This is a genomic window from Rhizobium sp. SG2393, assembly GCF_042610495.1.
Taxonomy (GTDB): domain Bacteria; phylum Pseudomonadota; class Alphaproteobacteria; order Rhizobiales; family Rhizobiaceae; genus RU20A.
This window is the reverse complement of the sequence record NZ_JBHGAP010000001.1, coordinates 886,901-899,650: the sequence shown is the minus strand read 5'-3', so window position 1 is coordinate 899,650 and position 12,750 is coordinate 886,901. Positions and strand designations below refer to the sequence as shown.

The 12,750-nt window shown below is 67.3% G+C and carries 5 protein-coding genes; 1 reads left to right on the top strand and 4 read right to left on the bottom strand.

Going from position 1 to position 12,750, the window contains the following annotated elements:
• Positions 1-86: 86 nt before the first annotated feature.
• Positions 87-656, bottom strand: a complete 570-nt coding sequence (locus tag ACED18_RS04275; RefSeq protein ID WP_377289310.1) for a nucleoside 2-deoxyribosyltransferase — start codon at positions 654-656, stop codon at positions 87-89.
• A 301-nt stretch (positions 657-957) separates the two neighbouring features.
• Here ACED18_RS04275 and ACED18_RS04270 point away from each other — a divergent pair, with 301 nt between their 5' ends.
• Positions 958-2,868 carry a PhoX family protein gene (locus ACED18_RS04270; protein WP_377289308.1) on the top strand — a complete coding sequence of 637 codons (1,911 nt, stop codon included), beginning with the start codon at positions 958-960 and terminating at the stop codon, positions 2,866-2,868.
• A 109-nt stretch (positions 2,869-2,977) separates the two neighbouring features.
• On the opposite strand, the gene ACED18_RS04265 is transcribed toward ACED18_RS04270, so the two are convergent.
• From ACED18_RS04265 to ACED18_RS04255, 3 genes are all read right to left on the bottom strand, one after another.
• The gene (locus ACED18_RS04265) at positions 2,978-3,550 is read right to left on the bottom strand and encodes a YbhB/YbcL family Raf kinase inhibitor-like protein (RefSeq protein WP_377289306.1); all 573 of its coding nucleotides are present in this window, start codon (positions 3,548-3,550) and stop codon (positions 2,978-2,980) included.
• A 96-nt stretch (positions 3,551-3,646) separates the two neighbouring features.
• Positions 3,647-4,507 (bottom strand): helix-turn-helix transcriptional regulator, encoded by an 861-nt coding sequence (locus ACED18_RS04260; protein ID WP_377289304.1) that lies wholly within the window; start codon positions 4,505-4,507, stop codon positions 3,647-3,649.
• A gap of 271 nt (positions 4,508-4,778) precedes the next feature.
• A complete protein-coding gene (locus ACED18_RS04255; protein ID WP_377289302.1) occupies positions 4,779-12,353 on the bottom strand; it encodes a hypothetical protein in 7,575 nt (2,524 codons plus the stop codon).
• Between the last annotated feature and the right edge of the window lie 397 nt (positions 12,354-12,750).

Here is a 12,750-nt window from a genome sequence, read left to right as displayed (position 1 = left end):
CGGATCATTTTCCAGACCCTGTGATGACGGGATCATCCTACGTCCAGCCGAGGCGGTCGCGCTTCGGCTGGACCTGTGCTTGCCGATCAGGCGAAGCGGTCCTTGAGGTGGGCAAGGCACCGCCGGAAGGCGGCAAGATCGGTGTAGAGCGCATCGGGGGCTGCACTGCCGATGGCGACGAGGCCGCCACGGCGCTCGACGCCGCCATGCAGCATCAGATTGTCGATCATCTCGAAATCCTCCAGCGACAGCCCGTCCGTGCCTCGGATATACCCGTCCTCGCCGCGCGTGACCCGGCCCTCGTAATAGGCGACCGTGCGCGCATAATGGCTTTCCGGCACATTCGTATAGGCCGTGACGGGCTTGCCGAGCGCGCACATGAAGCCGAGCTCGAAGGCCGTGCCGACATCGGCGGCAAGGCCGCGGAAGGGCGTAAGGTTGGCGATGATCGCGTCGGCCTCCAGCATCATCTCCTCATCCACCCGGCTGATCGACAGGCCGAAATCCTTCTTGGTCGGCGCCGGGGGAATATCGAGGTCGCCGGGGCAGATGGCGCGGAAGCCGGCCTCGCGGGCAAGGCGCGTCTTTTCCTCCATGATGGCGCGGGCATTCGGCAGGAAGACTTCCGGGCCCGCCATGTAGATCGATCGCACCATGGCCATTCTCCTTTGTGCCTGCGCTGCCGGCCCGCATCCAAGCGCGCGGTGGATGCTCACCCTGAACCGGCTGGAGGCTTCGTGTCTATCGCGTCGCGCGCTGCTGCGGGATAGCCGGCCCGCACTTATCCCCGACAACCGCGTCGTCTGGCAAGCTTGGGCGGCGGGCGGAAGGCGGGCTTGCCGCTGCGATAACATCTGATCACGTTTCCGTGCCGGGGGCCGGCATGTCACGGCGCTGTAAATTCGCGCCGCTACCCCGCCTGTGTCACTTCCGATCCACCATGCCAGAGAGGGTATCATGACCAGGACCGACACGTTCAAGCTGAGCTGGGACGAATGGGACGAGCTGCAGAATCCGCCGCCGGCCGTTACCGATTTCGACCGCGTCGTCGAGGCTGCCGTTTCGCGCCGCGGCTTCCTTGGTGGCATTCTGGCTTTCGGTTCGGCTGCCGCCGCCATGGGCACGCTCGGCCAGCTGATGAGCTCCACCGCCGCCGAAGCCGCCACCGCGACCTCGCGCTTTCCCTTCACGCCGGTTCCGGCCGGGACGGACGCGACCGTGCATGTGCCGGACGGCTACAGCTGGAAGCCGCTTGCCAAATGGGGCCAGCCGCTCTTTTCCAATGTCCCGGATGTCGATCCGGCCAAGGGCGTTTCGGTGGAAAATTCCGACAAGGTCTTCGGCGAGAACACCGACGGCATGGAACTCTTCGTGGTCGGCGGCCACCAGCTGATCGCCGTCAATCATGAATATGTGAACCCCGAAATCAACCTGCCGCATGCCGAAAAGGGCATTCCCCAGTCGGCCGACGACGTGAAGATCCTGCAGAACATGCAGGGCGTGACCGTGATGGAAGTCGCCGAGGGTGAAAACGGCTGGCAGATCGTGCTCGACAGCCCCTTCAACCGCCGCATCCACCACAATACGCCGATGACGCTTTCCGGCCCCGCCGCCGGCTCCGATCTCCTGAAGACCGAAGCCGATGCCACCGGCACCGACTGTCTCGGCACGCTCAACAATTGCGGCGCCGGCAAGACGCCCTGGGGCACGTATCTGACCTGCGAAGAGAACTTCAACGGCTATTTCGGCTCGACGGACGCGAATTTCGCCCTGCCGGCAGACTACAAGCGCTATGGCATTGCCGCCGAGTCGGTCTATTCCTACGAGAAATTCGATCCGCGCTTCGACGTCTCCAAGAACCCGAACGAGCCGCACCGTTTCGGCTATGTCGTGGAGATCAATCCGGCGGATGCCACGTCCAAGCCCGTGAAGCGCACCGCGCTCGGCCGCATCAAGCATGAGAACGCCGCCGTGACGATTGCCCGCGACGGCCGCGTCATCGTCTATATGGGCGACGACGAGCGTGGCGAGTTTCTCTACAAGTTCGTTTCCAGCGGCATCTATGTGCCGGGCGGCGACACCTCCACGCTGCTCGACGAGGGCACGCTGCATGTCGCGAAGTTTTCCGACGACGGCACCGGCGAATGGCTGGCGCTGACGCCCGAGACGACGGGCATGAAGGCCGACGAGATCGCCGTCTTCACCCGCAAGGCCGCCTCGAAGGTCGGCGCCACCACCATGGACCGTCCCGAATGGGTTGCCATCAACCCGGTCGCCGTGGAAGCCTATTGCGCGCTGACCAACAACAGCCGCCGCGGCGAGATGAAGGACGGCAAGCTGCGCACCAATGCCGGCGGTGACGAACTCACCCTCAACGCCGTCAATCCGCGCGAGAAGAACGGCTACGGCCAGATCGTGCGCTGGTATCCGGAAAACGACGACCATGCGGACGGTCGCTTCAAGTGGGACCTGTTCTGCATGGCCGGCAACCCGTCGGTCCACAAGGATGCCTATGCGGGTTCGGCGAACATCAACGAGGGCAACATGTTCAACTCGCCCGACGGGATGATGTTCGATTCGACCGGCCTGCTCTGGATCCAGACGGATGGCGAGGACACCAACGAGGGCGATTTTGCCGGCCAGGGCAACAACCAGATGCTCGCCGGCGACCCCGTGACGGGCCGCATCGAGCGCTTCCTGACGGCGCCGAAGGGTGCGGAAGTGACGGGCCAGACCTGGTCGGCCGACAAGCGCACCCACTTCGTCGGCATCCAGCACCCCGACGCGCCCTTCCCGGACGGCGAGGGCAAGCTGCCGCGCTCGACCATCGTCGCCATCAAGCGCGCCGACAATGCAATGATCGGGTAAGCGCATGATCGGCCGGGCCGGCCACGCGACAAAGGCATGACGGCGGCGGGAGGTGACTCCCGCCGCCGGCTTTTTGGAAGGGTGGCAGAGTTGGCTGCGGGCGGGCCCGTCAGCGGTTATAGACGGCGGTGATCCGTGCAGTGGCGATGGTGCTGGCGCCGATCATGAAGCCGGCCAGCGCGTTGCTGGCGTTTTCCGGCAGATCGAGCTTCTCGGCCGAGAGCGCATGGACGGTGAAGATGTAGCGGTGGACTTCGCCCGGCGGCGGGCAGGCGCCGCCGAAGCCGGCGCTCCCATAGTCGTTCTTCAGCGCGACTGCGCCTGCCGGCATCTCGCCGCCGCTGCCGGCGCCCGCATCCAGGCCGGTGACGGAGGCGGGGATATTGACGACATTCCAGTGCCACCAGCCCGATCCTGTCGGGGCATCGGGATCATAGGCGGTGATGGCGAAGCTCTTCGTGCCCTCAGGCGCGCCGGTCCAGGCGAGATCCGGCGAGCGGTTGCCACCCTCGCAGCCGAAGCCTGCGAAGACGGCGTCCGGCGCAAGCTGCGCGCCTTCCGCGATCGAGGTGCTGGTGAGCCTGAAGTCGGCGGCGCTGGCTGCGGAGCCGAGCGTGGCGGCAAGGAAGAGAACGGGGAGGAGAGCGGGGAGGAGAGCGGGGAGGAAGGCTGTCTTCGGCATGAACGTGTCCCTTCTGGACGGTTGATCATGCCACAGGGATAGCCCCGCAAACGATGGCCCGCTTCCGGCCGCCGATCAAAGACTATCGAAAATCGCTCATTTCTCTGCCTCCCGGATCGATTTCGGCTTGATGCCGAACCGTTCACGAAAGGCGTCGGAGAAATGCGATGGCGTCTTGAAGCCGCAGTCGAGCGCGATCTGCGAGATCGGCAGCGTCGTCGTCTGCAGCAGGGCAAGACCGCGCTCAAGGCGGGTATGGAGGAGGATGCGCGCAAAGCCGGGGCCGGATCGCGTCAGCCAGCGCCGGAAGGTCGCTTCGCTCATGGCGAAATGCCCGGCGACGTCTCCGATGCGCCAAGGCCGCGCGACGTCTGTCTCGATCAGGCGGCGCACCCTGGTCGAAGGGGCTTCGTCATCGCGCGCCGGCAGCTTGATGCCCTGATGGCGCAGCCAGATGAGCGGCTCCAGGAGGCGATGGCGCAGGAGCAGCGGCGGCAGGCTCTCCTCGGTGACCGTGGCCTTCAGCAGCGCCAGGATGTCGGTGGGGCGGTGTGCGGCGGCTCGCAGGATCTGGATACCGGCGGGCGGCTGGTGCGGCGCGGGATCGGAAAAGACCTCATCCAGAAGATCGCGCGTGAAACAGACGCCATCGGCGCGGTAACCGACCCGCGGGACCGGGCGGTTTTCCAGGGTCACGAAGGAGCCGGGCGGGAAGACCATGAGATCGCCTTCCTCGCCGATCAGTTCGCCGTTGACCGGACAGATGACGCGTTTTGCACCGGAGCGGATGAAGCAGAGAAAGGTGAGGCCGATGAACAGATCCGTGAAGACGGCGGTCGTCGCCTGCGTGATGGTGAACAGGGAGACGCCGTGCGTTTCGCGGATGCCGGGAATCGCGCCCTGTTCGGCCTGCGTCCCGCGCTCCTCGGCCATGACCTCTTGCAACCCGACTTCCATCGTTTGAACCTCTCCATCGCCCCGCCGCGATCCGGCATCGCATTCGCGACCCTGAGGGCCATCTTCTGTCGATGGTAGACCAGACGGCGTGCCTAGGGAAAGCGGGCGGTTGCGGGATGACAGCCGTCGCCCCGGCCACGTCACGACGATGACATCGGCCATCCCGGCGACGAGGCCGGAGATCGTTGCGACCTGGCGGGCCGGCCAATCAAAAAAAGGGCCCGCCGGTTTCCCGGCGGGCCTTCTCATTGCGTCCTGCGCAGCCGTTGGCTCAGCTGAAGCGGCCGGCGGCGTGGGCGAGCATGGTGTAGACCTTGCCGGTGTCGGAGGTCAGATAGCTCTGGGTCATGGTGCGGTCGCGGTCGTTGCGGGCGACGTCCGAGAGCAGTTTTTCGAAATCGCCGATGTAGCGATCGACGGCGGTGCGGAATTCCGGTTCGCGGTCGTACTTGCGCTTGATCTCGTCGAAGGTCTGCTGGCCCTTCAGCGTATAGAGGCGACGGGTGAAGACGTCGCGCTCGCCGCGTTGGTAGCGGCGCCACAGATCGACGGAGGCGTCGTGGTCGATGGCGCGGGCGATATCGACCGACAGCGAGTTGAGCGATTCGACGACATGGCGCGGGTTGCGGGCTTCCGTGGCCGGCCGTGCGGGCTGGGGCTGCGGATCCGGCTGGCGCGGGGCAGGGGCCGGCGCTTCCTCGCGCGAGGCGGCGCGCAGGAGATCGCGGACCCAGCCGCCGCCTTCTTCCTGGCGGGGACGGTAGTCGGCAGCGGCCGCATCGGCGGTCGGCAGGCGTGGCTGCTGGGCCGGCTGCGTCGCGCGGTCGAGGCCGAGGCTGCCGCGCAGGGCCTCGCGCGGCTCCGGCTGGGCGCTGGCGCGCAGCGGTGCGGCCTGCGGCAGGCCGGCGGCAATCGTTGCCGAAACGCCTGCCCCCATGCCGGCCGGAAGGGCCGTCGTGGGCAGGGCTGCCGCAGCAGAGGCCGCGGCGGGCTGGCGCGCCGTCGGCGTCGCGAACTCCAGGGCATTGGAGGAACGACCGATGATGGCCGAGAGATCCTGCAGGGCCTTGATCTGCTCGGCGACGGCGCGGCGCATGGCGCCGGCGCTTTCTTTCGCCTCTTCCGGCAGGTCGAAGGCGCCGCGCTTCAGGTCTTCGCGCGTCGCGCCGAGTTCGCGGCGGATCTCGTCGGCGGCACGGCGGATTTCTTCCGTGGCACCCGAGAAACGGGTGATGGCCTCGTCGGCGGACTGGCGCAGGACGGCGCGCAGCTGCTCGCTTGCCCCTTCCGAACGCTTGCCGGCTTCGGCCAGCACGCGGTCCACATCGGCGAGCGAGGTGGTGACGCTGCCGCGCAGGCGCTGGGCGACTTCCCTGGAGCGTTCTTCGGCCGACTGGAAGGCCTGCTCGACGCTTTCGGTCGCCTCGGCACCGGCCTGGGCCGCGGTTCCGCGCAGCGTTTCGGCAGCCTTGAGCGCGCGCTGCTCGGCGGCGGAAAGGACCTGGTTGACCTCTTCGTAGCTCGAGCGCAGACCCTGGCGGATGGCGTTCGCCACCTGGGCGGAGCGTTCTTCTGCCTGCCTTGCGGTCTGGGCGACGGCCTGGCCTGCATCCTCGCCGGCCTTGGCGACGGTGTTGCGCAGGGCTTCGGCGGTGGCGGCGGCGCGGGTCTCGGCGTCGGTCAGCACGCGGCCGATTTCGACGAAGGAAGACTGGATGCCGCTGCGCAGCGTGTCCGTCGTCTCCACGGCGCGCTGTTCGGCGCGGGCAAAGGCGGCGTCCACCAGGCCTTCCACCTGGCGCATGGTGTTCTCCACCTCTTCCGAGCGCCGGACAAGGCCCACCGACAGGGTGCGCAGGGCTTCCTGGCGCTCATCGAGCGTGTTGGCGAGGTTCGACTGTGCCGCGCCGAGCAGGTCGGATGCCTGGCTCAGGACCTTCGAATGCTCCTCGAAGCGACCGACGATGCCGCCGATCTGTGAGAGCGTGTGCGACGACACATCCGCCAGTTTATCGACGCGGCCTTCGATGAGGCGGGTCGAGCTTGCGAGCACGTCGAAGACGCGCTCGGCCGTGTCGGAGATGCGCTGGGTGGTGGCATCGAGCTTGCCTTCCATCGCGCCGAGCGTGTTTTCGGCGGTGTCCAGCACCTCACCCATGGCGGTGTTGCTGCGGGCGAGGCGATCGATGAGCGAGGTGGCCGTGGCGGCCAGCCGCGATTCCATCTGCTGCATCGCGCCGGCCGTTTCGGTCGCGCGGTTCGACAGGGCATCGATGGTCTCGCCGGTGCGCTGGGTGATCGTTTCCACCAGCGAGGCGCTTTCGGCGCGCAGCCGGTCGGCGCTGTCGCGGGCGGCCATGCTGATCTGGTCGGCAGCCTGGGCGCCGGTCGCGGCATAGCGGTCCACAAGCGGGCGAGCCTGTTCGTCGATCAGGCGGCCAAGCTCTGCCGAGCGCGTGGAGAGCAGCGAGTTGAGGTCGCGGGTGCGCTCGTCCAGCGTCGCGCGGATCGAGTCGCCGCGCGCTTCCAGCGCCTTTTCCACGGCGCCGAGGCTGGTCGACACGTTGCGGGCCTGGGCGTCGATGGTCTTGCCGGCCTCGGCAAAGCGCGACACCGCAGTGGCGGACGCCACGTCGATGGTTTGCTGGACGGCGCGGGCGCGCTCGCCGATCTCCTCGCCGGCCAGGGACAGGCGCTCGACGGCGCTGCCGGCGGCTTCATCGATGCTGGCATTGACGAGGCGGGCCTTTTCGCCAATCCGCTCGTTGGCTTCCGAAAGACGCGCGATCGCGGCATCCGAGGCGTCCGTCACGCCGCGGGCGAGGGATGCGCTGCGGGCAGCGGTTTCGTTGGCCTTCTGCTCGACGGTTTCGGCAAAGGTCCTGCTCTGCAGGTCGAGCGCGCCGGTGAAGCTCTCGCCCGTCTGGGCGAGGCGTTCGGCTGCGCGCCGGGCTTCGGCGTCGATCTCTTCGGTCGTCTGCTGCACGGCGCTGCGCAGCGTGACGGCCAGCGCGCCGGCGCGGGTCTCCAGCGTGCGGCTGACATTGTCGAGGCCGATGCCAAGGGCGCGATCCATGGTCCCGAAGCGCTCTTCGAGATGGGCGGTGCCCTGCTCCAGGGTGGAGGCGATGCGGCTGGCGCCGGTGTCGGCGATGCGCTCGAGATCGGTGACGCGGGCGGTCAGAGCCTCGTCGATGCGGGTCGCCGTGCTGTCGCCGGCGCGCGCCAGTTCGCCGGTCCGGCTGGCAAGCGTGTGGTCGAGACGGCTGGCGGCGGATGCGACCGTGCGCTCGAGGTCGCCGGCGCGGGTGGCCAGCGTGTCGTCGATGAGGCTGGCCGCGGTCGCGGTGATGCGCTCGATATCCTCGACGCGGGCTCCAAGGGTGGCATCGATCTGGCTTGCGGCGGTGACGGTGATGCGTTCGATATCGCCGACCCGGGCGCCAAGGGTCGCATCGATCTGGCTGGCGGCCGTGGCGGTGACGCGCTCGATATCGCCGACGCGGGCGCCGAGCGCCGTGTCGATCTGGCTGGCGGCGGAGGTGCCGGCACGTTCGAGATCCACGATGCGGCTCGCCAGGCTGTCGCCGATGTCGCGGCCGGCCAGATCCACCATGGCCTGAACGCCGGTGACGCTGTCGCGGATGCGCTCGCCGAGCACGCCGATGCTGGTTTCGATCTGGAGGGCGGTTTCGCCCAGACGCTCGTTGAGGCCGTTGAAGGAATTGTCCATCTGGCTGTTGAGCGTGTCGGCTGCCCGGCCGATATGGTTGGCGGTCTCGCCGAGGCGGTCGGCGATGGCGCTGGTGGAGGAGCGCAGACGGTCCTCGAGCGCGACAGCGCTGGCCTCGATCGTCTGGCCGATGGCGGCCTTGCGGGCCTCCAGCGCGATTTCGAGCTGGGCCGTTCCCGACGACAGGGTGTTGGCAATCGCCGCCGACTGGCCATCGAGTACGCCGCGAATATCCTCGCGGCCGTCCGACAGGGTCGAGCGGATCGTTTCGATCCGGCTGTCGAGGTCGCCGCGCAGGGTCGCCTGCGTGGAGACCAGGCTTGCGGCCAGCGTTTCGGCCGTGCCGGCAATGGTGCTGGCGGCGTTGTCCGAGGTGCGCAGCATCGTTTCGGTCAGCGTGCCCACGCGTTCGGCAAGCTGATCGCCCAGTTCGCCGGTGCGGTCGCCGAGCGTTTCGGCCGTCACGGCGGTGCGCAGCGCGAAGCTGGTGGCCATGTCGTCGAACCGCTCGCCGACGCTGTCGACCATCATGCGGGCACGCTCGCCCATGTCGGCAATGCCGTCCGTCAGCTTGGCGCTCAGGCGCTCGTGGCTATCGGTGAGGGCATGTTCGATCGTGCCGAGGCCCGAGCCGAGCGTTTCGGCAAATTCGCGACCGCTGGACAGCAGGGCGGAGGACAGACGATCCTGGCCGACCTCGAGCGCCGTCTGGATGGCGGTGGTGCTGTTCGACAAGGTTCGCTCGACGCGATCCTGGCCGGACGCCAGCGCAGCCTCGACGGCGGTGATGCGGCTGTCGAGGGTCTGGGTGATCTCCTGGCTGCGCTCGGAGAGTGTTGCGGCCAGGCGCACATGGGTGGCCGACAGGTTGGTGTCGATGGTCGCAAGGCCGCCTTCGATGGTCGCGGCGATTTCGCGGCTGTGGCCGCCGATCGCCCCGCCGATCCGCTCGTAGCCGCCCGACAGCGCAGTCTCGATCGTCTCGATGCTGCTGTCGAGGCCGGTCTGGATCTGAAGGCTCTGGGCCATCAGCGTCGTCGTCAGGCGATCATGGCTTTCGTCCAGCGTGCGGCCGAGATCCCGTCCATGGGCGCTCAGCGTGGTTTCCAGCTGGTCACGTGCTGCCGAAAGGGTGATGTCCATGGCGCCGAGGCCGCTGCCGATGGCTTCGGCAATGCCGCCCGTGCCGTTCGACAGGACCTTGTCGAGCCGCTGCTGACCGCCGGCAATGGCGGCTTCCACCGTCTCGATCTTCTCGGCGATGCTGGAGCCGATCTTTTCGCTATGGCTCGACAGGACCTCGTCCAGCCGATCGGTGTTGGCGGCCATGGCGGTCTCGATGGCGAGTGCGCCGGAGGCAAGGCCGTCATTGATGCGGCGCTCGCTTTCGACCAGCGTGCGCTGAAGCATTTCGGCGCGACCGCCGAAGCCGTTGTCGAGGCGGGCCTGGGCCGCGTCGAGGGCGCCGAGGAGCGCGCCGGAGCGATCCGACAGAACGGTATCGACACGGTCATGAACCGTCTTCAAGGCTTCCGTCAGGGCGCCGGTGCGGGTGCCGATGCTCTGTTCGATGGCCGTCTGGGTGGCGTCGAGCGCACCGATCAGGGCACCGGAACGCTCCGCCAGCACGCCATCGACGCGCTGGTGGACGGTTTCGAGAGCCGATGTCAGGGCCGCCGTGCGCTCGCCGATGGTCTTTTCGAGCGCGTCGGTGCGGCTGCCGATGCTTTCCTCGATCGCCATCTGCGTGGCGCCGAGGGCGCCGACGAGTGCCGTGGAGCGCTCGGCCAGGACATCATCGACCCGCAGGTGAACGGTCTGCATGGCATCCGTCAGCGCCGCGGTGCGTGCCTCGATGCTCTCCTCGATTGCGGCCTGGGTGGCGCCGAGCGAGCCGATGAGAGCAGTGGAGCGCTCGAACAGAACCGAATCAATATCTTCCTGCGCGGCTTTCATGGCGTTTGCCATGGAGGTCGCGTTGCTGGCCATCGTTTCCTCGATGGCGCTGCGGGTGGCGCCGAGCGCGCCGATCAGGATGGCGGAGCGATCCACGAGCGTCGCGTCGATCCGGTCCTGCGCGGACTGCATGGCGTCTTCCATGGAGGCGGTGGTGGTGGTCACCGTCTCCTCGATGGCGCTGCGGGTGGCGCCGAGCGCGCCGATCAGGGCGGCGGAGCGATCCGCCATCGTCGAGTCGATGCGTTCCTGCACGGACTGCATGGCCTTGGCCATGGAGGTGGTGCTGGTGGTCATCGTTTCCTCGATGGCGCTGCGCGTCGCGGCCAGTGCGCCGATCAGCGAGGTCGAGCGTTCCGCCATGATCGCATCGACGCGCTGGTGGGCGTCCTGCATGGCCTCCGTCAGCGCAACCGTCTTGCTGCTGATGCTGTCTTCGATGAAGTCCTGGGTCGCGCCGAGCGTGGCAGCGAGCGTCAGCGAGCGATCCGTGAGGGCCGCGTTCAGCCGGTCGATGCGCTCGTCCAGCACGCCGCCGATCGCATCCGAGCCACCGTCCACGGCCTTTTCGATCCGGCCGAGGCTGTTGCTGATGCGGCTGTCCAGCTGGCTGGCGCGACGGTCGAAGGCATCGGCGAACTCGGTGAAGCGGTTGTCGAACGCGCCCGAAAGCTGGCCGACGGTGGCCTGCAGCTTGTCTTCGAAGAAGCCCGAGCGCAGATCGAGATCCATGATGGTCTCGTCGGCCACGGACTGAAGCGTCTGGCGGAAGGACTGGCCCTTGTCTTCCAGCGTCGTGTTGATCGACAGGAGCATCTCCTCGATGCCGCCGGCGATCGTCTGCTGGCCGAAACTCAGGGTCTCGTTGAGGTCGCGGGTGCGGGCGATCAGCGTCTCGTTGAGCTGGCGGGCGCGCTCGTTCAGGGCGGCATTGAGCTTTTCGGTGTTGGCGTCGAGCGTCGAGGCGCGCGTCTCGAACTGGCCGAGCAGTTGCTGGCCGCGCTTGTTGAGCGTCTGGCTGAGCTGGTCGAGGCGGGCGTCAAATTCGTTGCCGAGCTGCACGCCGGCGGTGGTGAGATTCGACAGGAGCGCATCGGCGCGGGTCGTCAGCATGGCGCTGATCGTCTGGATCGCGCTGCTGGACTTCTCGTTCAGCGTGGCGGCGCGCGTCTCGATGAGCGAGGCGAAGGCTTCGCCCGAGGTCGCGATGCGGCGGGCGACCTCGTCGCTGACGTTGGCGATCTCGTCCTTCAGCTGCGACTGGGCACCGACGATGGAGGAGCGGATGCGGTCGGCATGGCCGATGATCGCTTCGCGCTCGAGGCCGAGTTCCTGCACGAGGGCGCGCACGCGCAGCTCATTGTCGCTGTAGCTGCGTTCGAGCGCATTGACCTCGGAATGGACAAGCGCTTCGAGCTCGGTGGCGCGCGCAATGGTGCGCTCGATGCCTTCGTTCATGGCCGAGACTTCGCGGCGTACGGCCTGGCCGACCGACATGACGCGGTCGGCGGCGATGGTTTCCGGCTCGGAGAGGCGCAGCGCGACTTCTGCCATGGAGCGGGCGGCGGTGCGCAGTTCCTGCACGCGGGCAACCAGCAGCGCGACGAGGAAGAAGACAGCCATGGGCAGGAAGGCGGCGAGCATCACCCCGATCGCGCCCGGAGCCGCGGAGAGATCGGAGAGCGAGCGGATGCTCCACAACTCTGATCCGAAGAGCGTATTGGCGATGCCGAGCGTGCCGACGAGCCAGACGATCGAGACGATGGCGGCCATGCGCATGGGGCGGCGACCCTGGCGCACGTCGAAGGCGCGCAGAAGGGCGGAGTTCGAGCGGCGGGAATCGTCGTTGGCGGCGGCAAAGCTGGGCGATTTCGGGGCAGGTTCTGCGGCGGCGCGCGTTTCGGCACGCCGTTCGGTCGCGGCGGCGGGGGCAGGGGCGGCAGCGCGGGCCTTCACGTCGCGGGCCTTCTGATCGCGGTCACGGCGTTCGGCGCGCGTCGGCTGCGGCACGGGCTCGGGCACGCCGGACGGCGGCGCATCCGGGTCCGCCTGGTCGTTCAGCGAAGACTTCAATTCGTCGAAGTCGATTCTCAAGGCATTTTCGAGCGCGCGAAATGCCTGATCATCGATCGATTCGTTGCCCTTTTTCGTCGCCATACAGAAACGCCTCGTTACTATCTGCCCGACCACGAAAACCGGGCGGATGCCGCCAGCATCGCGCCGTTGGTCGTCATGACCGGGAAGGCCTGCCGGTTTCCCGCGATCATCGCGGGCGGGACCGTCACGTACCTTACACACTCACAGGGCCGGACACCTGCGAAACCTCGGTTTTTCCACCATGTTCCGTCAGTGCCCCCTCACGCCTTTACGCATGGCTAAAGGAGGAAGCCTCAAGCGTACCGTAGTGACACAGAAGCCGCCGCCACACAATTAACCGCCTCCGGCAAACGTTAAAATCCTAATGATTTCTTAACCGCCAATTTTCGCGAGGTGCCCGAAAATGCAGCATTTCGCGGGGTTTAACAGACGTTAACCAAACTTGTAGATTTCCGCG